This is a genomic window from Pseudomonas sp. HS6-2 (assembly GCF_049325675.2).
Taxonomy (GTDB): domain Bacteria; phylum Pseudomonadota; class Gammaproteobacteria; order Pseudomonadales; family Pseudomonadaceae; genus Aquipseudomonas; species Aquipseudomonas putida_N.
This window is the reverse complement of the sequence record NZ_CM143906.1, coordinates 1,657,996-1,684,412: the sequence shown is the minus strand read 5'-3', so window position 1 is coordinate 1,684,412 and position 26,417 is coordinate 1,657,996. Positions and strand designations below refer to the sequence as shown.

22 protein-coding genes and 5 tRNA genes are annotated in these 26,417 nt (G+C 61.6%); 4 read left to right on the top strand and 23 right to left on the bottom strand.

The genetic code is table 11. The features are described from left to right. Window positions 1-247 precede the first annotated feature (247 nt). Entirely contained in the window at window positions 248-574 is a 327-nt protein-coding gene (locus ACOKS3_RS07980) for an Arc family DNA-binding protein (RefSeq protein ID WP_003254499.1), read from the top strand. Window positions 575-670: 96 nt separating this feature from the next. Here the strand turns inward: ACOKS3_RS07980 and mgtE are convergent, their stop codons facing one another. The 22 genes from mgtE to acs form a co-directional block, all read right to left on the bottom strand. Beyond that, window positions 671-2,113, bottom strand: a complete 1,443-nt coding sequence (gene mgtE / locus ACOKS3_RS07975; protein ID WP_103446435.1) for a magnesium transporter — start codon at window positions 2,111-2,113, stop codon at window positions 671-673. Window positions 2,114-2,490: 377 nt separating this feature from the next. Then, window positions 2,491-2,567: transfer RNA gene (locus ACOKS3_RS07970), tRNA-Arg, on the bottom strand. Between the two features lie 70 nt (window positions 2,568-2,637). Further along, a tRNA-Arg gene (locus ACOKS3_RS07965) sits at window positions 2,638-2,714 on the bottom strand. A 71-nt stretch (window positions 2,715-2,785) separates the two neighbouring features. Next, window positions 2,786-2,862 (bottom strand) — tRNA-Arg (locus ACOKS3_RS07960). A gap of 73 nt (window positions 2,863-2,935) precedes the next feature. Continuing rightward, window positions 2,936-3,012 (bottom strand) — tRNA-Arg (locus ACOKS3_RS07955). Between the two features lie 105 nt (window positions 3,013-3,117). Beyond that, window positions 3,118-3,208 (bottom strand) — tRNA-Ser (locus ACOKS3_RS07950). Window positions 3,209-3,280: 72 nt separating this feature from the next. Then, window positions 3,281-3,469, bottom strand: a complete 189-nt coding sequence (csrA, locus tag ACOKS3_RS07945) for a carbon storage regulator CsrA (protein WP_003254503.1) — start codon at window positions 3,467-3,469, stop codon at window positions 3,281-3,283. Window positions 3,470-3,634: 165 nt separating this feature from the next. Then, window positions 3,635-4,870 carry an aspartate kinase gene (locus ACOKS3_RS07940; protein WP_085675858.1) on the bottom strand — a complete coding sequence of 412 codons (1,236 nt, stop codon included), beginning with the start codon at window positions 4,868-4,870 and terminating at the stop codon, window positions 3,635-3,637. An 85-nt stretch (window positions 4,871-4,955) separates the two neighbouring features. Further along, the gene (gene alaS, locus ACOKS3_RS07935) at window positions 4,956-7,580 is read right to left on the bottom strand and encodes an alanine--tRNA ligase (protein WP_181004464.1); all 2,625 of its coding nucleotides are present in this window, start codon (window positions 7,578-7,580) and stop codon (window positions 4,956-4,958) included. A gap of 307 nt (window positions 7,581-7,887) precedes the next feature. Then, the gene (astE, locus tag ACOKS3_RS07930; RefSeq protein ID WP_103446433.1) at window positions 7,888-8,895 is read right to left on the bottom strand and encodes a succinylglutamate desuccinylase; all 1,008 of its coding nucleotides are present in this window, start codon (window positions 8,893-8,895) and stop codon (window positions 7,888-7,890) included. Window positions 8,896-8,905: 10 nt separating this feature from the next. Further along, a complete protein-coding gene (locus ACOKS3_RS07925; protein WP_103446432.1) occupies window positions 8,906-9,196 on the bottom strand; it encodes a topoisomerase II in 291 nt (96 codons plus the stop codon). Window positions 9,197-9,210: 14 nt separating this feature from the next. Further along, window positions 9,211-10,560, bottom strand: a complete 1,350-nt coding sequence (astB, locus tag ACOKS3_RS07920; RefSeq protein ID WP_103446431.1) for an N-succinylarginine dihydrolase — start codon at window positions 10,558-10,560, stop codon at window positions 9,211-9,213. 23 nt (window positions 10,561-10,583) lie between these two features. Further along, a complete protein-coding gene (astD, locus tag ACOKS3_RS07915; protein ID WP_103446430.1) occupies window positions 10,584-12,047 on the bottom strand; it encodes a succinylglutamate-semialdehyde dehydrogenase in 1,464 nt (487 codons plus the stop codon). Continuing rightward, complete coding sequence (gene astA, locus ACOKS3_RS07910; RefSeq protein ID WP_103446429.1) at window positions 12,048-13,076, bottom strand: arginine N-succinyltransferase; 1,029 nt, start codon at window positions 13,074-13,076, stop codon at window positions 12,048-12,050. A gap of 66 nt (window positions 13,077-13,142) precedes the next feature. Beyond that, window positions 13,143-14,162 carry an arginine/ornithine succinyltransferase subunit alpha gene (aruF, locus tag ACOKS3_RS07905; protein ID WP_103446428.1) on the bottom strand — a complete coding sequence of 340 codons (1,020 nt, stop codon included), beginning with the start codon at window positions 14,160-14,162 and terminating at the stop codon, window positions 13,143-13,145. A 139-nt stretch (window positions 14,163-14,301) separates the two neighbouring features. Beyond that, window positions 14,302-15,522 carry an aspartate aminotransferase family protein gene (locus ACOKS3_RS07900; protein ID WP_103446427.1) on the bottom strand — a complete coding sequence of 407 codons (1,221 nt, stop codon included), beginning with the start codon at window positions 15,520-15,522 and terminating at the stop codon, window positions 14,302-14,304. Window positions 15,523-15,861: 339 nt separating this feature from the next. Beyond that, entirely contained in the window at window positions 15,862-16,842 is a 981-nt protein-coding gene (argR, locus tag ACOKS3_RS07895; RefSeq protein ID WP_103446426.1) for a transcriptional regulator ArgR, read from the bottom strand. Between the two features lie 100 nt (window positions 16,843-16,942). After that, entirely contained in the window at window positions 16,943-17,707 is a 765-nt protein-coding gene (locus ACOKS3_RS07890) for an ABC transporter ATP-binding protein (RefSeq protein WP_103446425.1), read from the bottom strand. A 22-nt stretch (window positions 17,708-17,729) separates the two neighbouring features. Further along, on the bottom strand, window positions 17,730-18,428 hold the full coding sequence (locus ACOKS3_RS07885) for an ABC transporter permease (RefSeq protein ID WP_027921089.1): 699 nt from the start codon (window positions 18,426-18,428) through the stop codon (window positions 17,730-17,732). Beyond that, complete coding sequence (locus ACOKS3_RS07880) at window positions 18,425-19,114, bottom strand: ABC transporter permease (RefSeq protein WP_027921088.1); 690 nt, start codon at window positions 19,112-19,114, stop codon at window positions 18,425-18,427. Before ACOKS3_RS07880 ends, ACOKS3_RS07885 begins: the two co-directional genes overlap by 4 nt. Before the next feature lie 91 nt (window positions 19,115-19,205). Then, on the bottom strand, window positions 19,206-19,991 hold the full coding sequence (locus ACOKS3_RS07875; RefSeq protein WP_103446424.1) for an ABC transporter substrate-binding protein: 786 nt from the start codon (window positions 19,989-19,991) through the stop codon (window positions 19,206-19,208). Window positions 19,992-20,481: 490 nt separating this feature from the next. Next, on the bottom strand, window positions 20,482-22,443 hold the full coding sequence (acs, locus tag ACOKS3_RS07870; protein ID WP_103446423.1) for an acetate--CoA ligase: 1,962 nt from the start codon (window positions 22,441-22,443) through the stop codon (window positions 20,482-20,484). A 420-nt stretch (window positions 22,444-22,863) separates the two neighbouring features. On the opposite strand from acs, the gene ACOKS3_RS07865 reads away from it, so the two are divergent. After that, on the top strand, window positions 22,864-23,118 hold the full coding sequence (locus ACOKS3_RS07865; protein ID WP_085675843.1) for a DUF2790 domain-containing protein: 255 nt from the start codon (window positions 22,864-22,866) through the stop codon (window positions 23,116-23,118). Window positions 23,119-23,216: 98 nt separating this feature from the next. On the opposite strand, the gene ACOKS3_RS07860 is transcribed toward ACOKS3_RS07865, so the two are convergent. Then, window positions 23,217-24,776, bottom strand: coding sequence for a sigma-54-dependent transcriptional regulator (locus ACOKS3_RS07860; protein ID WP_103446422.1), 1,560 nt, complete (start codon window positions 24,774-24,776; stop codon window positions 23,217-23,219). Window positions 24,777-25,031: 255 nt separating this feature from the next. On the opposite strand from ACOKS3_RS07860, the gene phhA reads away from it, so the two are divergent. Then, window positions 25,032-25,820 carry a phenylalanine 4-monooxygenase gene (gene phhA, locus ACOKS3_RS07855; RefSeq protein ID WP_103446421.1) on the top strand — a complete coding sequence of 263 codons (789 nt, stop codon included), beginning with the start codon at window positions 25,032-25,034 and terminating at the stop codon, window positions 25,818-25,820. A gap of 39 nt (window positions 25,821-25,859) precedes the next feature. Beyond that, window positions 25,860-26,216, top strand: a complete 357-nt coding sequence (locus ACOKS3_RS07850; RefSeq protein WP_060508389.1) for a 4a-hydroxytetrahydrobiopterin dehydratase — start codon at window positions 25,860-25,862, stop codon at window positions 26,214-26,216. Window positions 26,217-26,417 lie beyond the last annotated feature (201 nt).

Genomic DNA, 26,417 nt, shown 5'->3' with positions numbered 1-26,417 from the left:
CGGGCTGGATAATGCAAAACTTTTCAAACCAGTGCTCATTTCTGATAATTGGTACTGGCAAAAAGCCTTTATCCAGCTCACTATTTGTCACAGAATTGACGCCAAGGAATCGGCGGCCATGAGGCAAGATGACCATCCAAATTTTTATGACGGTTGAACATTTTGTCGTCGCCACGGTCGTACTTCCACCCCGTGCGGCCAATTTGAGAACCGCTTCCCCTGAACCAGTAAAATCCGGTCAATTTATATGCGCCCAATGAAACAGGCTATTTATTCGAGCCGCACCGCTGACAAGTTCGTCGTCCGCCTGCCCGACGGGATGCGTGAGCGCATTGCCGAGGTAGCGCGCAACCATCACCGCAGCATGAACTCCGAGATCATCGCGCGCCTGGAGCAGAGCCTTATCCAGGAAGGTGCGCTGGGCGACGAGCTGAGCATGCGCCTGGACAGCCCGGAGCTGTCGCTGCATGAGCGCGAGCTCCTGCAACGTTTCCGCCAGCTGTCGCACCGCCAGCAGAATGCGCTGGTGGCCCTCATCGCTCACGATGTGGAAATGGCCGCCGACGCCTCCTGAGGCCGGCATCAAGCAGACACGAAAAAGCCAGCGTAAGCTGGCTTTTTTAGTTGTGTCCGCAAAATGACCAAGGGCGCGCAAGGCACCCCAATCGCATTACAGCAAGAACAGTGTAGCCAGGCCCAGGAAGATAAAGAAGCCGCCACTGTCGGTTACAGCCGTGATCATCACGCTGGCACCCATCGCCGGGTCACGCCCCAGGCGGGCCAGGGTCATTGGAATCAGCACCCCCATCAACGCCGCCAGCAACAGGTTCAAAGTCATCGCTGCTGTCATCACCACACCCAGCGACCAACTGCCATACAGCCAGAACGCCACTGCACCAATCACGCCGCCCCACACCAGGCCGTTGATCAGCGATACCGCCAACTCCTTGCGCATCAAGCGGCTGGTATTGCCCGGCGATACCTGGTCCAGCGCCATGGCACGGACGATCATGGTGATAGTCTGGTTACCCGAGTTGCCACCAATACCGGCAACGATCGGCATCAGCGCAGCCAACGCTACCAGTTTTTCAATCGAGCCCTCGAACAGGCCGATCACGCGAGAAGCAACGAAGGCGGTAATGAGGTTGATTGCCAGCCATGCCCAACGGTTGCGGAACGAGCGCCAGACCGAGGCGAAAATGTCCTCCTCCTCGCGCAGACCCGCCATGTTGAGCACTTCGCTCTCGCTCTCCTCACGGATCAGGTCGACCATCTCGTCGATGGTCAGACGGCCAATCAGGCGCTCGGCCTTATCGACTACCGGCGCCGATACCAAGTCATAACGCTCGAAGGCTTGCGCCGCATCGTAGGCATCTTCCTCGGGCTGGAAGGATACCGGGTCGGTCGCCATGACCTCCGCTACCTTCTTCTCCGGGTCGTTGACCAGCAGGCGCTTGATCGGCAGCACGCCCTTGAGGATGCCTTCATAGTCGACCACGAATAGCTTGTCGGTATGGTTGGGCAGCTCCTTCAGGCGCCGCAGGTAACGCAGTACCACTTCCAGGCTGACGTCTTCGCGGATGGTGACCATCTCGAAGTCCATCAGCGCACCGACCTGCTCCTCGTCGTAGCTCAGCGCCGAGCGCACACGCTCGCGCTGCTGGGCATCGAGGCTTTCCATCAGCTCGTGGACGACATCGCGTGGCAGCTCTGGCGCCAGGTCGGCCAGTTCGTCAGCGTCCATTTCCTTGGCGGCAGCCAGGATCTCGTGATCGTCCATGTCGGCGATCAGCGATTGACGAACAGAGTCGGAAACTTCGAGGAGGATGTCGCCGTCACGATCCGAGCGCACCAGCTGCCAGACCGTCAGGCGGTCTTGCAGGGGCAGGGCTTCGAGGATATAGGCGACGTCGGCAGGGTGCAGGTCGTCCAGCTTGCGCTGCAGGTCAACCAGGTTCTGGCGGTGGACAAGATTCTCCACCAGGTCATTGTGCTGACCTTCCTGACGGTGGGTCAGGTCTTCTACCACACGTTGGCGCTGCAGCAGTTCGACCACCTGGGCCAGGCGATCCTGCAGGCTTTCTTGCGCTTTCTTTACTTCTACTTCAGTCATAGGCGAACTCCACTCCCAGCAGCGGAGCACGCCGGGAGAATCAATCAGTCAGATCTAGCTGTATGAATCTTGTTAAGGAGTAACTACTGGGTAAGTCCATGGTGGTTTTCCACAAGCCCCGGCGGGGCTGACGGGCGCAATCATACACTGCCTAAGCTGTCAGATCGCTTAAAATTTTGGCCAGAACAATCGTTTGCGCGATAAAGCTGGGACAATGCTCGAAGCCATCAGTGCGACGGCGGGCGAGCAATAAAAAACACATCCGCCGCGCAAAAGTCTGTCGAGCGGGTTACTGTGCAGTCTAGTCAGGCATCACTGACAAAGCAGTGAAATAGAAAACAAAAAGCCCGCTCAATTGAGCGGGCTTCTTGATTGTATGGTGGACTCAGCAGGATTCGAACCTGCGACCGCTCGGTTCGTAGCCGAGTACTCTATCCAGCTGAGCTATGAGTCCGTGGTGGTAGTTTTAGACCAGATTACCACTGGTGGGTGAAGCGTCTTTGCAAGCAGAGCCACTTCAAAAGTGGTGGACTCAGCAGGATTCGAACCTGCGACCGCTCGGTTCGTAGCCGAGTACTCTATCCAGCTGAGCTATGAGTCCGTGGTTGGCAGTTTCAAACCAGATACCGCTGGCGGGTGAAGCGACTTTGCAAGCAGAGCCACTTCAAAAAGTGGCGGACTCAGCAGGATTCGAACCTGCGACCGCTCGGTTCGTAGCCGAGTACTCTATCCAGCTGAGCTATGAGTCCGCGATTGGTATTTTTAGACCAGATTACCACTGGTTGATTTGAAGCAGCCTTGCAAACAAAGCCACTTCAAAAGTGGTGGACTCAGCAGGATTCGAACCTGCGACCGCTCGGTTCGTAGCCGAGTACTCTATCCAGCTGAGCTATGAGTCCAGTATTGCCGCGCATGATAGTTCGCTGAAACATATTTGCAAGAACTTTTTCGTTTAACTTCAACGACTTAGTGTTCCTACTGCTTACAGCGCCCTACGCAAATAATGGCGGTGAAGGGGGGATTCGAACCCCCGATACCCTTATGAGGTATACTCCCTTAGCAGGGGAGCGCCTTCGGCCACTCGGCCACCTCACCGCAACACGAGGCGAATATTAAAGAACCTCTTTCACCTTTGCAACCCTTTTTTTGAAAAAAACTTCAAAAAAATTAAAGGCTTGGCTCTTCATCCTTCTCCTTCTTGATCCGCAGGTAGATTTCCTCGCGGTGAACAGCCACTTCTTTAGGGGCGCTGACACCAATACGCACCTGGTTGCCTTTGACGCCGAGCACCGTCACGGTGATCTCGCCGTCTCCAATGATCAGGCTCTCGGCGCACCGACGAGTCAGAATCAACATAGCTTTCTCCTTACGCAAAACATTCAGGGATTTCAGTCTTGGGATGTCAGGCCAGTCGTGGACGACGACACACAGCCTGGATGATCGCCTCGCCGGCAGGACAGGGCCTGCGTGGCGACCAGAAACGCGAAGGGCGCGGCCAAGCCGCGCCCTCCGAGCAAGGCGTTACTCGCCCTGTCGGGCAGGAGCGTCGAGTTCGAACGCGGTGTGCAGCGCGCGTACGGCCAGCTCCAGGTACTTCTCTTCAATGACCACCGAGACCTTGATTTCGGAGGTGGAGATCATCTGGATATTGATGCTCTCCTTGGCCAAGGCTTCGAACATGCGGCTGGCAACCCCCGCGTGGGAGCGCATGCCGACACCGACGATCGACACCTTGGCGATCTTGGTGTCGCCGATCACTTCACGGGCACCGATTTCACGTGCGGTGTTTTCCAGCACGCTGTGGGCCTTCTCGTACTCGTTGCGGTGTACGGTGAAGGTGAAGTCGGTGGTGTTATCGTGCGAAACGTTCTGCACGATCATGTCCACTTCGATGTTCGAAGCGCTGATCGGGCCGAGGATCTTGAAGGCAACGCCCGGGGTATCCGGTACGCCACGAATGGTCAGCTTGGCTTCATCACGGTTGAAGGCGATACCGGAAATGATCGGCTGTTCCATGGATTCCTCTTCATCAATGGTAATGAGGGTACCTGGACCCTCCTTGAAGCTGTGCAGCACGCGCAGCGGAACGTTGTACTTGCCGGCGAACTCCACCGAACGGATCTGCAGCACCTTGGAACCGAGGCTGGCCATTTCCAGCATCTCTTCGAAAGTGATCTTCTCCAGGCGGCGGGCCTGTGGCACGACACGCGGGTCGGTGGTGTAGACGCCATCGACGTCGGTGTAGATCTGGCACTCGTCAGCTTTCAGCGCAGCCGCCAGGGCCACGCCGGTGGTGTCGGAGCCACCACGGCCGAGGGTGGTGATACTGCCGTGCTCGTCGACACCCTGGAAACCGGCTACCACGACCACGCGACCTTCCTTGAGGTCGGCACGGATCTTCTGGTCGTCGATCTGCAGGATGCGCGCCTTGTTGTGCGCGCTGTCGGTGAGGATGCGTACCTGGTTGCCGGTGTAGGACACCGCTGGCACACCACGCTTGATCAAGGCCATGGTCAGCAGGGCAATGGTGACCTGCTCACCGGTCGACACGATCACATCCAGTTCACGCGGAACCGGCTGATCGGTGATCTGCTTGGCCAGATCGATCAGGCGATTGGTTTCACCGCTCATGGCCGACAGCACAACCACCAGGTCGTCGCCCGCTTCACGGTGTTTCTTGACCTTTTCGGCTACCTGCTCGATCCGCTCGATGGAACCGACAGAGGTGCCGCCAAATTTCTGTACGATCAACGCCATTTCAATGGTGCCTCAGCCCGTACCGGGCCTCAAAAAAACCATCCAACATGAAGGGGCCGGCGACTAGACCGCCGGCCCCTTCATCTCAAAGTCCCTGCTCTGCGAACGGCACGGCCAGCGCCAGGGCCTGGTCCAGTGCAGCGACATCGACGCCACCACCCTGGGCCATGTCCGGACGGCCACCGCCCTTGCCACCCACTGCCGCAGCGGCTTGTTTCATCAGGTCACCAGCCTTGAGTTGGCTGGAGAGGTCTTTGGTCACGCCGGCCACCAGCACGACCTTGCCCTCATGCTCGCTGCCCAGCAGGATCACTGCGTGGCCGAGCTTGTTCTTCAGCTGATCGACCAGCGCCAGCAGTGCCTTGCCATCCTGCCCATCCAGGCGGGCGGCAAGCACCTTGGCACCCTTGACCTCAACGGCCGCATTGGAGAGATCGTCCCCGGCGGCGCTGGCGGCCTTGGCCTGCAGCTGCTCTAGCTGCTTTTCCAGCTGGCGGTTGCGCTCGAGCACAGCCGACAGCTTGTCGATCAGGTTGTCACGGTTGCCCTTGACCAGCTGAGCGGCTTCCTTGACCTGCTCTTCGGCAGCGTTCAGGTAGGCCAGTGCAGCGGCACCGGTAACCGCTTCGATCCGGCGTACGCCCGAAGCCACGCCGCCTTCGCTGATGATCTTGAACAGGCTGATATCGCCGGTGCGCTTGGCGTGGATACCGCCGCACAGCTCGACGGAGAAATCGCCGCCCATGCTCAGTACGCGCACGGTATCACCGTACTTCTCACCGAACAGGGCCATGGCACCCTTGGCCTTGGCGGTTTCGATATCGGTCAGCTCGGTTTCAACCGGGGTGTTCTTGCGCACTTCACGGTTGACGATGTCTTCCAGCTGCTTGATCTGCTCCGGCTTCACCGCTTCAAAGTGGCTGAAGTCGAAACGCAGGCGCTGGCTGTCGACCAGCGAGCCCTTCTGCTGTACGTGCTCGCCCAGTACCTGACGCAGCGCTTCGTGCAGCAGGTGAGTGGCCGAGTGGTTCAGCGAGGTGGCGTGCTGCACGTCGGCATCGACCTTGGCCTCGACCGGCGAGCCAATGACCAGCGCGCCGCGGGCGACCACGCCGTGGTGCAGGAAGGCACCGCCAGTCTTGGTGGTGTCACGCACGTCGAAGCGTGCAGCGCCGGCCTGCAGGAAGCCGGTGTCACCGATCTGGCCACCGGATTCGGCGTAGAACGGAGTGCGATCGAGGACCACGACGCCCTGCTCGCCTTCGCCCAGCTGGTCGACGGCCTGGCCGTCCTTGTACAGAGCGATGATCTTACCCTGGCCTTCGGTGGCGTCATAACCGAGGAACTCGGTGGCGCTGTCGACCTTGACCAGGCTGTTGTAGTCCATGCCGAAGCTGCTGGCGGAGCGGGCACGTTCGCGCTGGGCTTCCATTTCACGCTCGAAGCCGGCTTCGTCGATGGTCAGCTCGCGCTCGCGGGCGATGTCGGCGGTCAGGTCCATCGGGAAGCCGTAGGTGTCGTACAGCTTGAACACCACGTCGCCCGGGACCACGTCGCCCTTGAGCTGGGCCAGGTCCTGCTCGAGGATGCGCAGGCCTTGCTCCAGGGTCTTGGCGAACTGCTCTTCTTCAGCCTTGAGCACGCGCTCGATGTGCGCCTGCTGGCTCTGCAGCTCTGGGAAGGCCTCGCCCATCTCGGCGGCCAGGGCGGCGACGATCTGGTAGAAGAAGCTGCCCTTGGCGCCCAGCTTGTTGCCGTGACGGCAAGCGCGGCGAATGATACGACGCAGCACATAGCCACGGCCTTCGTTGGACGGCAGTACGCCGTCGGCAATCAGGAAGCCGCAGGAACGGATGTGGTCGGCCACCACTTTCAGCGAAGCCTGGCCGTCGTTGCTGCAACCGATGGCCTTGGCCGCGGCGCACAGCAGGTTCTGGAACAGGTCGATCTCGTAGTTCGAGTGCACGTGCTGCATGACCGCACTGATGCGCTCCAGGCCCATGCCGGTGTCCACCGACGGCGCTGGCAGCGGGTGCAGCACGCCGTCGGCGGTGCGGTTGAACTGCATGAAGACGTTGTTCCAGATCTCGATGTAGCGGTCGCCGTCTTCTTCCGGCGAGCCGGGTGGGCCGCCCCAGATTTCGGCGCCGTGATCGTAGAAGATCTCGGTGCATGGGCCGCACGGGCCGGTGTCGCCCATGGTCCAGAAGTTGTCGGAGGCGTACGGGGCGCCTTTGTTGTCACCGATGCGCACCATGCGCTCGGCCGGCACGCCGACTTCCTTGGTCCAGATGTCGTAGGCTTCGTCGTCAGAGGCGTAGACGGTGACCCAGAGCTTTTCCTTGGGCAGGTTCAGCCACTTGTCCGAGGTCAGGAAGGTCCAGGCGAAGGTGATCGCGTCGCGCTTGAAATAGTCACCGAAGCTGAAGTTGCCCAGCATTTCGAAGAAGGTGTGGTGACGCGCGGTGTAGCCGACGTTTTCCAGGTCGTTGTGCTTGCCACCGGCACGCACACACTTCTGGCTGCTGACAGCGCGGGTGTAGGCACGCTTCTCGGCACCGAGGAAGCAGTCCTTGAACTGGTTCATGCCAGCGTTGGTGAACAGCAGGGTCGGGTCGTTGTTCGGGATCAGCGAACTGGAGGCGACTCGGGTATGGCCCTGCTCTTCGAAGAAGCGAAGGAAGGCTTCACGGATTTCTGCGCTTTTCATAGGTTCTTCCACGGAAACGGCGGCCCTTGGGGGCAAACACGTCGACGAAACGACGGCAAAGGGCCGCATTATATCGGTCCTGCAATCTCGGTGCAGTGTGTTTATGCGATAGAAAGCGTCGATTGGACGGCTTTTAAGGCGCTTGCAAACGAAAATGACATGACCGGATGCTAAATGCAGCCTTTCGCCACTGGCAAGCCAATTACCGCCCAAGGGAAGGGAAAATGGAACAGGCGGTGAATTAAAAGGTTTTCATCCGGGATCGGATCCGAAAAACGCGTCGCCGGCCTCGCGGGCGACGCCAATTTCAGCCCAGGCGCTGCCCCGAGTCAGGCACGATCAGGATGCCGGCGCGCAGGCCATTCTTGACCCTGGGATTGGGGAAGATGATCCGCGCCCCCTCCTCCTCGACCACCCAGCGCATCTCGGCCAGGTCCTCGGCCAGCAGGTAACCCTTGCTCAGCTCGGAGAAGTTCTCGATGTCCGCCGGCAGGTGCAGGTGGAAGCTGTCGCTGTGCTTGATGATCTCGCGAGCGACGCTGAACAGCTTGAGGCCATCCAGCGAGCCGTCGATCTCGGGTTCGGTATCTTCGATGATGTGGATCAGGCGCTCTTCAAGCTTGTCGAGGTTGACCTGCTCGTTCTGCCCGAACGGCCGTGCCTTGCCCAGCTCCAGGGTGAATGCCTCGGCATCCAGCTGTTCGTAGGTGAAGGCACTGAAGGTGATCGACGACTTGCTCTGCAACAGCACCGCCTCCATGCCGGCAGCAGCCAGGCGGGCCAGCTCGCGGCGGGAATGCTTGCGCCCCTCTTTGTAGGGGTACAGGGCGAACTGCTCGATTTTGGAGCCACGAATGGCGGTATGCAGGTCGTAATGCAGGCGGGTGCGCTCAGGCTTGCTGAAGAACACCCGGGCGAACTGCTCCAGCTCGGCCGCACGCAATGCCTCGAAGCCACTGGAAAGCTCGTGACGACCGTTGAACAACCGGTTGATGTCCTGCTCGACGAAACGCTCACCCTTGCGAATGGCGACCGGGTTGCCGAACAGGAACAGAATCCGCGCACGTGGCTTGATCTTGCCGTTGGCCACGCCATGAAGCAGCCTTTCGAGCAGTTCGATCGGTGCTGTCTCGTTGCCGTGGATACCGGCCGAAAGCAGCAGGTCAAGCCCACAATCCTCGCTTTCGGGCGGACGCACTTCCAGTGCGCCCTCCCCCAGCCAGCGCAACCGCACGCCCTTGGGTGTCACTTGAGTCTTCTCGGCCGGCTCGTGATCGGTCAGGGTCAGCTCGAGCAATTTGCCAAGGGCGAGCATAGGCGCTTCCTTAGTGATGGTGGCCGCAGTCGGGGCCATGGACATGATCGTCATCGTCGCCGACTTCCGCCGGTTCCATTTCCAGCTGCAGGCTGACCAGGTTGGTGGCCATCGGGCGCAGCAGCAGGTTGGCGTATTCGGCATCGCCCTCCTCGACATCCACCCCGATCAGCAGCTGGCCACGGCCGTCCTGCTGAACCCACACTTCCTTGCCTTGCCAGACAATGGCAAAACGGGTGCAGGAGGTTTCCAGCTGGGTGCCGTCTACATCTTCGAGGATCAGGCGCAGGGCGTCGGTCATTACAAATTCTCTCTTCAAGGTTGGCGTTGGAACGGGTACACCGAGCCCAACTTCAGTATCTGGGTCAATTCATCCAGTGCGGTACGGCACTCCAGCAGCAGCTGCGGGTCGGCAAGGTCGGCTTCGCCAAGGCGATCGCGGTAGTGCTTGTCGACCCACTGCACCAAGGTCTCGTACAGCGGGGCGGTCATGATAACGCCTGGATTGACCGCCGCCAGTTCCGACTCCTTCAATGCCACGCGCAAACGCAGGCACGCCGGGCCACCGCCGTTCTGCATGCTCTGCTTGAGGTCGAACACCTTGACCTCTTTCACCGCGCCGCCCTGGGCGGTCAGCTGGCTCAGGTAAGCCCAGACCCGCTCGTTGTTGCGGCACTCTTCCGGCACTACCAGCAGCATCGAGCCATCGTCACGGCTGAGCAGCTGGCTGTTGAACAGGTAGGAGCGCACTGCATCCTCTACCGTCACCGCCGCACGTGGCACACGGATGGCCTGGAAGTTGCCACCCTTGCTGGCCAGTTTAGCCTGCAGTTGGCCAAGCACCGCGTCGGTCTCGAGGAAAGCGTCCTCGTGGTAGAACAGCACTTCACCGTTACCGACCGAAATCACGTCGTTGTGGAACACACCCTGGTCAATCACTGCCGGGTTCTGTTGAGCGTAGACCACTCCGTCATCGCTCAGGCCGTGCAGCCTGGCCACGGCCTGGGAGGCCTCCAGGGTCTGTCGCGCCGGGTACTTCTGCGGTGCGGGGTAGCGGCTGTCGAAGGCACTGCGGCCATAGACGAAGAACTCCACCCCGGCCTCGCCGTATTCGCGGCAGAAGCGCGTGTGGTTGGCCGCGCCCTCGTCGCCGAACTGTGCCACGGCAGGCAGGGCTTCATGGTGGGCAAAGTGCTTCTCGTTGTTGAACATCGCCGCCAGCACGCGGCTGGTGGTCGGGTGCTCAATGCTGCGGTGGTACTTGCAGTTGAGGTTGGCGGCGGTGAAGTGCACACGGCCATCGGCGGTGTCGGCGCTCGGGCTGACGGTGGCGGCGTTGGCCACCCACATGCTCGAGGCCGAGCAGCTGGCGACCAGCAGTGGCATGGCCTCCTTGGCGGCACGCTGGATCACCTCGGCATCGCTGCCGCCGAACCCCAGGCGGCGCAGGGCGGCCACGTCTGGGCGCTCCTGCGGTGCCAGCACGCCCTGCTTGAAGCCCATGTCGGCCAGCGCTTTCATCTTGGCCAGGCCCTGGCGTGCCGCTTCCCGCGGGTTGGACCCTTGCTGGCTGTTGCTCTGTGAAGCCACGTTACCGTAGGACAGGCCGCCGTAATTGTGGGTAGGCCCCACCAGGCCATCAAAATTCACTTCATAGGATTTCATCGGCTAGGCTCCGTGACCTGTTGTTATAGGGTGACGCCCGGCGTCAGGGTCGCCGGCAAGGCAAGGCTGGCGGTCTCCAGCGAAGCCACGGGGTAAGCGCAGTAATCGGCTGCGTAATAGGCACTGGCGCGGTGGTTGCCACTGGCACCCACGCCACCGAACGGCGCGCTGCTGGCGGCGCCGGTCAGCTGCTTGTTCCAGTTGACGATACCGGCACGGCTGCGCAGCCAGAAGTACTGGTAGCGCGCACGGGAATCGGACAACAGGCCGGCGGCCAGGCCGTACTGGGTGTTGTTGGCCTCGTCGATGGCGGCATCGAAGTCGGCGTAGCGGATCACCTGCAGCAGCGGGCCAAAGAACTCTTCGTCCGGGCGATCGGCCACGGCGGTGACATCGAGAATGCCGGGCGTCAGCAGCGCGGCGTCGGCCTGGGGCTGGGTCATTTCCAGCAGCTTCACGGCGCCCTTGGCCAGCAGCTCGGCCTGGGCCGCGATCAGTGCCTGCGCGGCCTGCAGCGAGATCACCGAGCCCATGAACGGCGGCGGCTGCTGGTCGAAGGCCCCGACTGTAATGCTCCGGCACACCTCGACCAGCCGCGCCACCAGTGTATCGCCCCAGGCACCCTGCGGCACCAGCAGACGGCGGGCACAGGTGCAGCGCTGACCGGCAGAAATGAACGCCGACTGGATGATGGTGTACACCGCGGCGTCGAGGTCTTTGACCTCATCCACCAGCAGCGGGTTGTTGCCGCCCATTTCCAGGGCGAGGATCTTGTCCGGGCGGCCGGCGAACTGCTGGTGCAGCAGGTTGCCCGTGCGACTGGAACCGGTGAAGAACAGGCCGTCGATCCCCGGATTGGCAGCCAGCGCCACACCGGTTTCCCGGGCACCCTGCACCAGGTTGAGGACACCGGCCGGCAAGCCGGCGGCAATCCAGCAGTTGACCGTCAGCTCGGCGACCTTGGGGGTCAGCTCGCTGGGCTTGAACACCACACAGTTGCCCGCCAGCAGTGCCGGCACGATATGGCCATTGGGCAAATGGCCGGGGAAGTTGTAAGGGCCGAACACCGCCACCACGCCATGGGGCTTGTGCCGCAGCACGGCCGTGGCATCGGCCAGCGGGCCGCTCTTCTCGCCGGTACGCTCGCGGTAGCTCTGCACCGAGATCGCCACCTTGTTGACCATGCTGGTGACTTCCGTGGCCGATTCCCATAGCGGCTTGCCGGTTTCCTCACCGATGCAGTGAGCCAGCGCCTCGGCATGCTGCTTCAACTGCTCGGCAAACTTCTCCAGCACGTCGATGCGCGCTTCCAGGCTCAGTTGCGCCCAGGCCGGGAACGCCTGGCGGGCCGCCTTGACGGCTGCGTCAACCTGGCCGGCGTCGGCGCCCTGCCCTTGCCAGACGACAGCCTGGGTTACCGGGTTGAGCGACTGCAGGGCTTCGCCCTGGCCAGCGAGCCAGTTGCCTGCGATGTAATGCGTGGTCATTTACTGGGCCTCCCGGCTTGCCGACAGCGGCACGGCGCGTACGTTGTCACCGGCGCCCATGCGCAGGCGCTTGGCGGTCTGCTGGTCGACCACCAGAGTACCGGCGGCCAGGCGCGCCGGCGCTGCCGTGATGCGGCAGTCGTCGCGCTTGCGGTTGTGGATGATGTAAGGGGTCGCGTCATCACCTGGCGTGCCCACGGCCAGCACCAGGGTCTCGCTCTCGCGCACGGCGCGGATCTTCGAGGTCTCGCATTCGATGGCCGGGCCGGCGTCGAAGATGTCGACGTAGCCCTGATAGCTGAAGCCTTCCTGCTTGAGCATCGCCAGCGCAGGCTCGGTGTCGGTGTGCACACGGCCGATGACATTGCGTGCAGCCTCGGACAGGAAGCAGGTGTACAGCGGGAATTTGGGCATCAGCTCGGCGATGAAGGACTTGTTGCCGACGCCAGTAAGGTAGTCGGCCTGGCTGAACTCCATCTTGAAGAAGTGCCGGCCCAGGCTCTCCCAGAACGGTGAACGGCCTTGCTCATCGGACATGCCGCGCATTTCAGCGATGATTTTGTTGCCGAACAGTTCAGGGAACTCGGCAATGAACAGCATGCGTGCACGCGACAGCAGGCGGCCGTTGAGCCCGGAGCGGTAATCGCTGCGCAGGAACAGCGAGCACAGCTCGGAGTTGCCGGTCAGGTCGTTGGCCAGGAACAGTGTGGGGATTTCGCGGTAGATCTTCAGCTCCTGGGAGGCGCTGACGGTCAGGCCGACCCGGTAGTTGTACCAGGGTTCACGCAGGCCCACTGCCCCGGCGATGGCGCTGATGCCGACCACCAGGCCTTCATCGTTCTCCAGCACGAACAGGTAATCAGTGTCGCCGCGCTCGGCTTCGCCGCGGAAGCTCTTTTCCGCCCAGCCGACGCGGTGGCCAAGGCGCTCCTCGTTGGCCGGCAGGGTGGTCAACCCGGTGGTGCCGGTGCTGCGGGCCAATTCGATCAGCGCGGGTAAATCGCTGCTGCGTACAGGACGAACGATCATGCTATCTCCTTGTGCGGTGGCCAGTGCCTGCCGCGAAACTCATTGTTCCGGCTTGCGCGCCGCGGCTCAGGCGGCGACCAGGCGCACGCTGGCACCTTCGCCGACCCCCAGGGCCTCGGCCGCCTGGCTGCTCAGGCTGACCGGCTTGCCCGGCACCCAGTCCAGCTCCAGCAGCACTGCGCGGTAATCCTGCAACTGGCCGTTACACACCAGGTACGGGCGCCCGCCCTTGACCGGGGTGTCGTCCACCTTGACCGGCACCACGCGGCTCTGGGCAATCGAACGGATGCCCGAGGTACGCGCATGCAGGGTCGGGCCACCGTCGAAGATGTCGATGTAATGCTCGGTCTCGAAGCCTTCGCGCATGAGGATGTCGAAGGTGATCTGCGCCCGCGGGTGCACCTGGCCCATGGCTTCCTGCGCTTCATCAGGCAGCAGTGGCACGTAGATCGGGTAATGCGGCATCAGCTCGGCGAGGAAGGTGCGGCTCTTCAGGCCGCACAGGCGCTCGGCGTGGGCGTAGTTGAGGTCGAAGAAGTTACGGCCGATGGCATCCCAGAACGGCGATTCGCCCTGCTCGTCGCTGTAGCCGACGATTTCGGTGACCACCGAATCGGCGAAGCGCTCCGGGTGCGAGGCCATGAACAGCAGACGGCCACGGGAGTTGAGCTCGGCCCAGCCGCTGTTCACCAGTTCCGGCAGCACATAGAAGCTGGTCAGCAAGCTGTTGCCGGTGAGGTCGTGGCACAGCGACAGGACATGAATCTTGTTGTGGATCTTCAGCTCGCGCGAGGCATGCACGAAGGTCTCGTTGCGGAAGCTGTAGAACGGCTCGGAGTAGCCGGCCGAGGCAACGATGGCCGAGCAGCCAGCAAGCTGGCCGGTCTCGCTGTCCTCAAGCACGAAGAAGTAGCTCTCTTCACCGTTGAAACTGACTTCGGCCGCGAAAGAGGTTTCCGAGGCGGCAATCTTGTCGCCCAGGCGGGCGGCATCGTCCGGCAGCGAGGTGACACCAACGGGGCTGTCGGCAGCCATGCGCTGCACTTCGTTCAGATCAGCCATTTGCGCGGGGCGCATCACCAGCATGGTGTCACTCCTTTGAAAAAAAGGGGCCATTCAGGACGGCACGGAAAAACGGCGGGCACATCAGCACCCGCACTGGAATTCGGGGTTCACCGCCCCGGCGCCGCGAAGCGCCCGGGGCGGTGAACGGACCGCAGGCCGATCAGCCCTTGGTCAGTTGCGCCACAGCGCGTTCGAAGCGGTCCAGGCCTTCGTCGATGTCGGCATCTTCGACCACCAGGCTTGGGGCGAAGCGGACCACATCAGGGCCCGCCTGCAACACCATCACGCCTTGTTTTTCAGCGGCGTTGAGCACGTCCTTGGCCTTGCCCTGCCAGGCTTCGGTCAGCACGCAACCGATCAGCAGGCCGACGCCACGCACCTGGCTGAACAGGCCGTACTGTTGGCCGATCTTCTCCAGGCGGGACTTGAAACGCTCGTGCTTGGCCTTGATGCCAGCCAGGGTTTCCGGGGTGTTGACCACATCCAGTACGGCACAGGCGACGGCGCAGCCCAGCGGGTTGCCGCCGTAGGTGGTGCCGTGGGTGCCAACGGCCAAGTGCTTGGCGATGTCGGTGGTAGTCAGCATGGCGCCGATCGGGAAACCGCCGCCCAGGCTCTTGGCGCTGGTCAGGATGTCCGGGGTCACACCGTAGTGCTGGTAAGCATACAACGAGCCGGTGCGGCCGACGCCGGTCTGCACTTCGTCGAAGATCAGCAGGGCGTTGTGCTCGTCGCACAGCTTGCGCGCGCCTTCCAGGTAGGCCTTGTCGGCAGGCACCACACCGCTCTCGCCCTGGATCGGCTCGATCACCACGGCGCAGGTCTTGTCGGAAATCTGTGCCTTCAGCGCTTCCAGGTCGTTGTACGGCACGTGGCTGATGCCGGTGATCTTCGGGCCGAAGCCGTCCGAGTACTTCGGCTGGCCACCGACGCTGACGGTGAACAGGGTGCGGCCATGGAAGCTGTTCACGGTCGCGATGATCTCGTGCTTCTCAGGGCCGAAGCGGTCGTGGGCAACGCGGCGGGCCAGCTTGAAGGCGGCCTCGTTGGACTCGGCGCCGGAGTTGCAGAAGAACGCACGGTCGGCAAAGGTGGCATCGACCAGCTTGTGCGCCAGGCGCAGGGCCGGCTCATTGGTGAAGACGTTGGAGACGTGCCAGAGGGTGTTGGCCTGTTCGGTCAGGGCCTTGACCAGTGCCGGGTGGCAGTGGCCCAGGGCGTTCACCGCAATGCCGCCGGCAAAGTCGATGAGCTCGCGACCCGACTGGTCCCAGACGCGGGAACCCTCGCCTCGCACAGGAATGAAGGCCGCCGGAGAATAGTTGGGAACCATGACCTGGTCGAAATCGGCACGTTGCACCGGGGCTTGCTCAACGGACATCTGAGTCTCCTGAAGAGGAACGCTGGCCTGGAAGTGGCGAGCGATGGGGGGATTGTAAGGACTGATCCGCGCCTGTCCTTGCGGCCAAGCGACAACTTGTTACAGCGCAAAACCCAGTTTTACCAAGGCTTTCGGCAATGCGACAAACACTGTCGCAATCGCGCAGTGTACGGGAGAGAGGGGGCTGGGTGAACGGGTGTGCACAGGCAATTCGGGGCGGAGCAGCAGGTGCACGTCGCTGTTGTTGTGTTGTGGCTGAAATCGAGCGCCGCGCGGGCGGCGCTCGATTTCAGCGCCACTGCCAGACCCAAGGCATACACCCCAGCCCCCACAAAAACCTCAGCCTTTTTCGGCGGGCGCCGAGCTCAGTTCGAACGGGCTGCTGCTGCGCCGCTGGTTGCGGTCTTCCCGCGGCGTGGCGCCGAAGAAGTTGCGATAGGCGCTGGAGAAATGCGGCCCCGAGGAGAAGCCACAGGACAAGCCGATCTGGATGATCGACTTGCTGGTCTGCATCAGCATCTGCCGCGCCTTGTTCAGCCGCAGCTCCAGGTAATACTGGCTCGGCACGCGGTTAAGGTACTGCTTGAAGATCCGCTCCAGCTGGCGGCGCGATACGCAGACATGCTGGGCGATTTCGTCGGTGGTCAGCGGCTCTTCGATGTTGGCTTCCATCAACAGCACAGCCTGGGTCAGCTTCGGATGACTTGAGCCAAGGCGGTTCTGCAACGGAATGCGCTGGCGCTCGCCTCCTTCGCGGATGCGCTCGACCACCAGCTCCTCGGACACCGCCCCGGCAAGCTCCGCCCCATGATCGCGGGCCAGCACCGCCAGCAGCAGGTCGGTAACGGCCATGCCACCACAGGCGGTCAGGCGGTCACGATCCCAGTCGAACAAGTGGCTGGTGGCAATCACCTTGGGGAAGCGCTCGGCAAAGTCGTCCTGCCAGCGCCAATGCACCGCAGCTCGATAACCGTCGAGCAGCCCGAGCATGGCCAGCGGGTACACCCCGGCGGACAGGCCACCGATCATGCAACCACTGCGCGCCAGTTGCTTGAGCGCCGTCGAAAGCGCCGAGCCCACCGCCTGGGGCAGATCGTCAGCCAGCAGGAAAAGCTTGTGGCAACCTTCCAGGCGCCCGTTCCACGGCTCGCCCGGCAGGCGCCAGGCGCCCTCCTCGGCAGGCTCTACCTGGAGGAAGACGATCTCGTAGACCACTTCCGGATGCACCCGCTGGGCCACCCGCAACACTTCCTCCGCCAGCGCCAGGGTCAAAGGCTTGGTGCTTGGCCAGATGAGAAAACCGATTCGCTGGGTGGTCATAGGGTACGGTCCGAAACCTGGGTTCGTTCGAGTCTGTGGCGCCGGGTCAGGCTGCGCTCGCTGCGCAGCATGCCCTATTCTGGTGCAAAGGTGCAGCGTTTTACTTCAAGCTGCCGGAGAGGAACTGCTTGAGCCGCTCCGATTGCGGATTGGCCAGCACTTCACGCGGGCAGCCGGTTTCTTCGACCAGGCCTTTGTGCAGGAACACCAGCTGGTTCGACACTTCGCGGGCAAAGCCCATTTCGTGAGTCACCACCACCATGGTGCGGCCTTCCTGGGCCAGGGCCTGCATGACCTTGAGCACATCCCCTACCAGCTCGGGGTCGAGCGCCGAAGTCGGTTCGTCGAAGAGCATAACCTCTGGCTCCATGGCCAGGGCCCGGGCAATTGCCACACGTTGTTGCTCGCCACCGGACATGTGGCCTGGGAAAGCATCCTTGCGGTGCGCCACACCAACCTTGGCCAGGTAGTGCTCGGCCTTCTCCAGGGCTTCCTTCTTGTTCATCCCCAGCACATGCACCGGAGCTTCGATGATGTTCTCCAGCGCAGTCATGTGCGACCACAGGTTGAAATGCTGGAACACCATCGACAGGCGCGAGCGCATGCGCTGCAGCTGACGCGGGTCGGAGGCCTTGAGTGCGCCATCCTTGCCCGGTACCAGCTTGAGCTCTTCGTTGTTGAGCAGGATCTTGCCTGCATGGGGTTGCTCGAGCAGGTTGATGCAGCGCAGGAAGGTCGACTTGCCCGAACCGCTTGAGCCGATGATGCTGATCACGTCGCCTGCCTTGGCCGCCAGGGACACGCCCTTGAGCACTTCATGGCTGCCATAGCGCTTGTGCAGGTCTTGGACTTCGAGTTTGTACATGCTGTCGGTTCTCACAGAGCGTTCAGTGCTTGCGCGGCGCCAGGTAGCCGAGCCAGCGGCGTTCGGCCATCTTGAACAGGCGCACGAGGATGAAGGTCAGGCACAGGTAGAACACGCCCGCCGTGATGTAGGCCTCGAAAGGCAGGTAATACTGGGCATTGACCGTGCGTGCGGCACCGGTGATGTCGATCAGGGTGACGATCGACGCCAGGCTGGTGGTCTGCAGCATCATGATGACTTCGTTGCTGTACTGCGGCAGCGCCCGGCGCAGGGCCGATGGCAGCAGGATGCGTCGGTACATCTTCATGCGCGACATGCCCATGGCCTTGGCCGCCTCGATCTCGCCATGGGGCGTGGCCTTGAGGCTGCCGGCGATGATTTCTGCGGTGTAGGCGCTGGTGTTGATGGCGAAGGCCAGGCAGGCGCAGAAGGTCGCGCTGGACAGCCACGGCCAGAAGATGCTCTCGCGTACCGCCTCGAACTGGGCCAGGCCGTAGTAGATCAGGAACAACTGCACCAGCATCGGCGTGCCGCGGATCACGTAGGTGTACAGCCAGGCGCCCATGTTCACCAGCGGCTGCTTGGAGACGCGCATCAGGCCCAGCGGAATCGCCGCCAGCAGGCCGAACAGCAGCGACAGCGCCAGCAGCTTGAGGGTGGTCAGCAGGCCGCCGAGGTACAGCGGCATGGCTTCCCAGACGACGTTGTAGTCGAAAATCATAGTTCAGCCACCTTGACGCCTACCGAGTAGCGGCGCTCCAGATACTTCAGCGCCAGCAGCGAAATACTGGTGATCACCAGGTACAGCGCGGCCACGGCCAGGAAGAAGGTGAAAGGCTCGCGGGTGGCGTCGGCCGCCTGCTTGGCCTTGAACATCATGTCCTGCAGGCCGACCACCGAAATCAGCGCCGTGGCCTTGGTCAACACCAGCCAGTTGTTGGTGAAGCCCGGGATGGCCAGGCGGATCATCTGCGGCACCTGGATGCGGAAGAACACCTGGCGCGCGCTCATGCCATAGGCCACGCCGGCTTCGGCCTGGCCCTTGGGGATACCGAGGAACGCACCACGGAAGGTTTCCGACAGGTACGCACCGAAAATGAAGCCCAGCGTGCCGATACCGGCTACCAGCGGATTCAGGTCGATGTAGTCGTCATAGCCGAGCAGCGGCGCCACCCGGTTGATGATGTCCTGGCCGCCGTAGAAGATCAGCAGGATCAGGACCAGGTCGGGGATGCCACGGATCACCGTGGAATACAGATCCCCCAGCCAGGCCAGCCAGCGCACCGGCGACAAACGCAGCGCCACGCCGATCAGGCCTAGGACGATGGCCAGGGCCATCGACGACAGGGCGAGCTGTAGCGTCAGCCACGCCCCGTCGAGGATGACTGCCCCATAGCCTTTCAACATGATTGGGATTCCTCAGGGCTTGGGAATGAAAAATGGTGCAAACCTCAGAGCCTCTGCTGTTTGCACCATTACACAGGTGAAACCCGACGTCTTAGTTCGAGTCTGGACCGTAGATGTCGAAGTTGAAGTACTTCTTCTCGATTTCTTTGTACTTGCCGTTGGCGCGGATGGCATCGATGGCCTTGTTTATGCGCTCGCGGTTGGCGTCGTCGCCCTTGCGCACGGCGATACCGACGCCGTCACCGAAGTACTTCACGTCGGTGAACGATGGGCCGACGAAAGCAAAGCCCTTGCCGGCGTCGGTTTTCAGGAAGCCGTCTTCGAGCAGGGTGGCATCGGCCACGGTACCGTCCAGGCGGCCGGCGGCAACGTCGAGGTAGATTTCGTTCTGGGTGCCGTATGGAACGACGGTAGCGCCCTTCGGAGCCAGCACTTCCTTGGCGAAGCGGTCGTGGATCGAGCCGCGCTGCACGCCGATCTTCTTGCCCTTGAGTTCGTCGAGGCTGTCGCTGACGGTGGTGCCGTCCTTCATGACCAGGCGCGCTGGGGTCAGGTAGTAGCGCTTGGTGAAGTCGACCGACTTCTTGCGATCATCGGTGATCGACATGGACGAAAGGATGGCGTCGATCTTGCGCACTTTGAGCGCCGGGATCAGGCCGTCGAACTCTTGCTCGACCCAGGTGCACTTGGCCTTCATCTCTTCACACAGGGCGTTGCCGATGTCGTAGTCGAAACCGGCGATGCTGCCGTCCGGCTGCTTGAAGGCGAACGGTGGGTAGGCGGCCTCGATGCCGATCTTCAACGGTTTTTCATCGGCCTGCGATACCAGGGAAAACACGGAAAGCGCCAGGGCGCCAAGCAGTGCGAGCTTCTTCATCAGGTAACTCCATCGGTACGGGGCAATACGAGGCAGGGGGTAACAACTGCCCGATATGCGAATGGGTACAACGCGAGCCGCGCAGGGTTCGACCAAGGTCGCAGACCACGAGCGAGTGAGTGGCATTTTAACGACAGCCCGGTAGTCGATATTTCTTCAAAGCGACAACTACTTACAGAAGCGCTTGAAATCGCGGCGGGCGATGTTGACAGCTTTTGCAAAACATGCAAGAGCTCGAGAGAAATAACCTGTAAGCCAAGCAATTACCGGGCCTATTATTGGCAAACCCTTGCAATACGGCAAGTGCAGCGTTTCACCTTGTTGAGAACGGTCACGCAACCGCACCGAAATGGCACGGATCTGTTTCCGTGCGCCCCGATCCTGTGCGAAATCGGTGACAGAAGAGTTACCGATGATTGTCGGGTAACAGTAAAGCAAAAACCCCGCCGGTTGCCCTGGCGGGGTTTGCGTTATCGTCAAATCGGGCTTATCAGGCCGAAGCCAGGTTCATCGCCTTGTGGGTATCGATCAGGTGTTGCACCACGCCCGGGTCGGCCAGGGTCGAGATGTCACCCAGGGCATCGTATTCGGCGGTGGCGATCTTGCGCAGGATACGCCGCATGATCTTGCCCGAACGGGTCTTAGGCAGCCCCGGCGCCCACTGGATCACATCCGGCGAGGCAATCGGGCCGATCTCCTTGCGCACCCAGTTCTTCAGCTCCAGGCGCAGCTGCTCGCTCGGCTCGATACCGGCATTGAGGGTGACATAGACATAGATGCCTTGCCCCTTGATGTCGTGCGGCACGCCGACCACCGCCGCCTCCGCCACCTTGGCGTGGGCAACCATGGCGCTTTCGATCTCGGCGGTACCCATGCGGTGGCCGGAGACATTGAGCACGTCGTCCACGCGGCCGGTGATCCAGTAGTAGCCATCCTCGTCACGGCGCGCGCCGTCGCCGGTGAAGTACATGCCGCGGAAGGTCTTGAAGTAGGTGTCGACGAAGCGGTCGTGGTCGCCGTACAGCGAACGCGACTGGCCCGGCCAGGAATCGAGGATCACCAGGTTGCCTTCGGCAGCCCCTTCAATCAGGTTGCCCAGATTATCCACCAGTGCCGGCACCACGCCGAAGAACGGGCGGGTCGCCGAACCCGGCTTGAGCGCCGTGGCACCCGGCAGTGGGCTGATCAGCACGCCACCGGTCTCGGTCTGCCACCAGGTGTCGACGATCGGGCAACGCTCCTTGCCCACGGTCTTGTAGTACCAGTTCCAGGCCTCGGGATTGATCGGCTCGCCCACCGAACCCAGCAGGCGCAGGCTGGAACCGTCGGCGCCGGCAACCGCGGCCTGCCCTTCGGCCATCATGGCGCGAATGGCGGTCGGGGCGGTGTAGAGGATGTTGACCTTGTGCTTGTCGACGATCTTCGACACGCGGGTGATGTCCGGGTAGTTCGGCACGCCTTCGAACAGCAGCGTGGTGGCGCCGTTGGCCAGCGGGCCGTAGACGATGTAGCTGTGGCCGGTGACCCAGCCGACGTCGGCGGTGCACCAGTAGACTTCGCCAGGGCGGTAGTCGAACACGCGCTCATGGGTCAGCGCGGCATACACCAGGTAACCCCCGGTGGTGTGCAGCACACCCTTCGGCTTGCCGGTGGAGCCGGAGGTATAAAGGATGAACAGCGGCTCCTCGGCGCCCATTTCCTTGGGTGCGCAGTGGCTGGAGGCCACTTTCATCAGGTCTTCGAACCAGATGTCGCGGTGCTGGTGCCAGGCGATGTCGCCACCGGTGCGCTTGCACACGATGATCTTCTGCACGCTGCTGGTTTCCGGGTTGGTCAGTGCCAGGTCGACGTTGGCCTTGAGCGGGGTACGACGGCCGCCACGCAAGCCTTCGTCGGCGGTGATCACCACCTTGGACTTGCAGTCGATGATCCGGCCGGCCAGCGCTTCCGGCGAGAAGCCGCCGAACACCACCGAGTGGATGGCGCCGATGCGGGCGCAGGCCAGCATGGCCACCACGGCTTCGGGGATCATCGGCATGTAGATGGTCACCACATCGCCACGGTGCACGTCCTGGCCGCGCAGGGCGTTGGCGAACTTGCAGACCTGCTCGTGCAGCTCGCGGTAGGTGATGTTGCGGTGTTCGGAAGGGTCGTCGCCTTCCCAGATGATTGCCAGCTGGTCGCCGCGCTCTTCGAGGTGGCGGTCCAGGCAGTTGGAGGAAACGTTCAGAGTGCCGTCGGCGAACCACTTGATATCGACATGGTGGTCGTCGAACGAGGTCTGCTTGACCTTGGTGAACGGCTTGATCCAGTCCAGACGCTGGGCCTGCTCACGCCAGAAGCCGTCCGGGTTGATCACCGATTGCTGGTACATGGCCTTGTAGGTGGCCTCGTCGGTCAGGGTAGTGGCCGCAACCTCGGGACGAACGGGATACAGTGGAGCCGCACTCATCTGTGTTACCTCGGTGTAATAGTTGTTTTTGTATGGAATCGTTTGTAACTGTACCAGAGCGGGAAAAACCATACGACGATGGTAGTAGCGCGACGGGAAAATCTTCATGCGAATAGCGCGGAAGGCTCTAGCCCGCAGCCGCCGGCCCGGCCAGGGAAAAATGAGATAGCGCCTGCCGGGGGATTGTTACAGATTCTGGAAAAAGGCAAAAAAACTTTATCAAAACGCCATCTGTTTCCCTTAGTTGCCCAGGCATAAGATTCACCTCGCCAGCAACGGCAAGGCGATTAACTACTGGAAACAGCCCCCACGAAGGCAATCAGTTAATCCCCCTCTCATTCTGATAGTTGAACTTTGGCAGCACTCGCGGCGCCACAAGCGCCGCGTGCCCCCTCACGACCTTAGACAGGTAAAATGAAAATGAAAGCTTTACTGGTATTGGTACTTGGCGGTCTTTGCGGCGCGGCGATGGCCGGCGAAGCAAACAATGTCGAGCAGATCCCGGTTGAACAGTACAGTTACTCGCAGCACCTGGACATTGCCCGCGTCATCTCCATGAGCGAAGTGCCCAACGTGTGTGAAGTCGTGCCCGCCCGCATGACCTACGAGGACTCCAAGGGCCAGAAGCACATTCTCGAATACCGCGTGATGGGGAACGGCTGCTCCAACGGCTGATACCTTGAATCGGGGCCCTTGTGGGCCCCGTTCGCGTTTTGCCCGCACGTAACTTCCGCTCCGCTGTGAAAGTTAACGGGCCATTAAATAACCGTTATTTAATCTGCCGACTTGCCCAGGGAATAATCCCGCAACTTGTTGGCAATCGTCGTATGGGAAACCCCCAGGCGTTTACCCAATGCCCGGCTACTTGGAAACTCACCCATCAGACTTTCCAGTACGGCCTTTTCAAATCGTCCGACAATCTGCGCAAGATCCCCATCCAGCGAAAACTCGCCCAATGGTTGCCGCACGCCGTAATCCGGCAAACGAATATGCTCCCCTTTCACCACCCCGCCCTCGCATAGCGAAACCGCCTGGAACAACACGTTCTCCAGCTGCCGCACGTTACCCGGCCAGTGATACTGGCTGAGCTTGTCCATGGCCGCCGGCGCCAGGCGCGGCATGGCACAGCCGATCTGCCGGCTGGCCTGGTCGAGAAAGTGCTGTACCAGGCCTTCCAGCCCGTCCATGCACTCGCGTAGCGGCGGAATGTGCAGCGACAGCACGTTGAGCCGGTGATAAAGGTCCTGGCGGAACTCGCCACGGGCGCACAGCTCGGAAAGGTCAACCTGGGTGGCACAGATCACCCGCACATCCAGGTACACCTCTTCGTCGCTGCCCACACGGCGGAAGCAACCATCCTGCAGGAAGCGCAGCAGCTTGACCTGCAAGCGCGGACTCATCTCCCCCACGCCATCGAGGAACAAGGTACCGCCGGCGGTCAACTCCAGCAGTCCCAGCTTGCCCTCGGCACGCGCCCCTTCGAATGCCCCGGGGCCATAACCGAACAACTCGGTTTCGGCCATCGACTCTGGCAGGCCGGCACAGTTGAGCGCCATCAATGGCGCCTGGCCACGCGGGCTGGCCAGGTGGCAAGCACGGGCCAGCAATTCCTTGCCGGTGCCGGTCTCGCCTTCGATCAGCAACGGCGCATCCAGCGGCGCCATGCGCCGCGCCTCACGCACCACTGCCGCCATCACCCGCGAACTCTGGAAGATGCTGTCGAAACCGCGCAACTCCTGCTTGCGCACGTTATAGATGCGTTCACCGATGCGGTCGGCCCGATGCAGGGTCAACACGGCACCGGCCAGGGCCTCGCTATCATCGTGCTCGGACTGCAACGGCGCAATATCGGCCAGGAACACATCGCCCTTGACCTTGATGCGCAGCCCATTGATGCGCGACTTGTTGGCACGCACCAGCTCAGGCAGGTCGAAATCCTCGACATAACGCGCCAGCGGCATACCCGGCACTTCGTCGACGCGCACCCCGAGCAACTGCGCCGCCGTGCGGTTGGCGGCGACGATGCTGCCCCCCATGTCTATAGACAGCACCGGGAAGTCCAGCGCACCGAGCAACGCATTAAGCTCCATGTGCCGGCGCTCACTGGGCATCAGGCCAACGCGCTTGACCCCGAATACGCCAGCAATCGACTCGAACTTGGGCCGCAAGGCCTGAAACTGCAGATTGATCAGGTTCGGGCAGTGCAGGTAGATGGCGTTGCCATGGTCTCCCCCCACCTCGCCGCGCAGCACGTTGATGCCGTACTCCACCAGCAGGTTGAGGATGTCGCGAAGGATGCCGATGCGGTTCTGGCAATGCACTTTGATACGCATGAATGCTCTCGAAGCGGCGAAGTTTTTCAACCTCGCACGGGAAATTCGTAAAGATAAGCTGACAAAAAACCCATAAAAGGCAGCTTGATAACCCGGATTTTCCGGCATGTCGTGTATTTTGTAAAATTATCGTTACGCAAGACAGATCAAAGGGCGCCCGCCAGCAGGGCCAGCCCCCGTGCAAATCATCCGGTGAAGGGATATTCCTAAGTCATGTCGTGGACATAACAAGAAAGCCCTCACCAGGAGAGCCACATGAAACAGACGCAATACGTGGCACGCGAGCCCGATGCGCACGGTTTTATCGATTACCCGCAGCAAGAGCATGCGGTATGGAACACCCTGATCACCCGCCAGCTGAAAGTCATCGAAGGCCGCGCGTGCCAGGAGTACCTGGACGGCATCGACCAGCTCAAGCTGCCCCATGACCGCATTCCGCAGCTGGGCGAGATCAACAAGGTGCTGGGCGCCACCACCGGCTGGCAGGTTGCCCGCGTGCCGGCGCTGATTCCCTTCCAGACCTTCTTCGAGCTGCTGGCGAGCAAGCGCTTCCCGGTCGCCACCTTCATCCGCACCCCGGAAGAACTGGACTACCTGCAGGAACCGGACATCTTCCACGAGATCTTCGGCCACTGCCCGCTGCTGACCAACCCGTTCTTCGCCGAATTCACCCACACCTACGGCAAGCTCGGCCTGGCCGCAACCAAGGAACAACGCGTGTACCTGGCGCGCCTGTACTGGATGACCATCGAGTTCGGCCTGATGGAGACCGCGAAGGGCCGCAAGATCTATGGCGGCGGCATCCTCTCCTCACCGAAAGAGACCGTCTACAGTCTTTCTGGCGAGCCTGAACACCAGGCCTTCGACCCGATCGAGTGCATGCGCACGCCGTACCGTATCGACATCCTGCAGCCGCTGTACTTCGTGCTGCCGAACATGAAGCGCCTGTTCGACCTGGCCCACGAAGACATCATGGCGATGGTCCAGCAAGCCATGCAGCTGGGGCTGCACGCACCGAAATTTCCACCCAAGGTCGCTGCCTGAGCGCCTTGCCGATAACAACTCGAAGCGGAAAACACACCCATGAATGCCTTGAACCAAGCCCACTGCGAAGCCTGCCGCGCTGACGCACCCAAGGTCACCGACGAGGAACTGGCGGAACTGATCCGCGAGATCCCGGACTGGAACATCGAAGTCCGCGACGGCCACATGGAACTGGAGCGCGTGTTCCTGTTCAAGAACTTCAAGCAGGCCCTGGCCTTCACCAATGCCGTGGGCGAGATCGCCGAAGCCGAAGGCCACCACCCTGGCCTGATGACCGAATGGGGAAAGGTCACCGTAACTTGGTGGAGCCACTCGATCAAAGGCCTGCACCGCAATGACTTCATCATGTGCGCGCGCACCGACAAGGTCGCCGAGACGGCTGAAGGCCGTAAGTAAACACCACGAACAGGGCCTCAGGGCCCTGTTTTTTTACCCGCAATTTAGTCGAAATCTGTCCGGTATCCGCCCGCAAAACCGACAAGCGTCCGGGAAAAATTACAAACTGTCATCCAGACTTGTGTATCCTGCCCCAGCTTTACGAAGCTCCGAACGCGCCTGGCGCAGACTTTTCACTCACACTTGCGAGGAACGACGAGA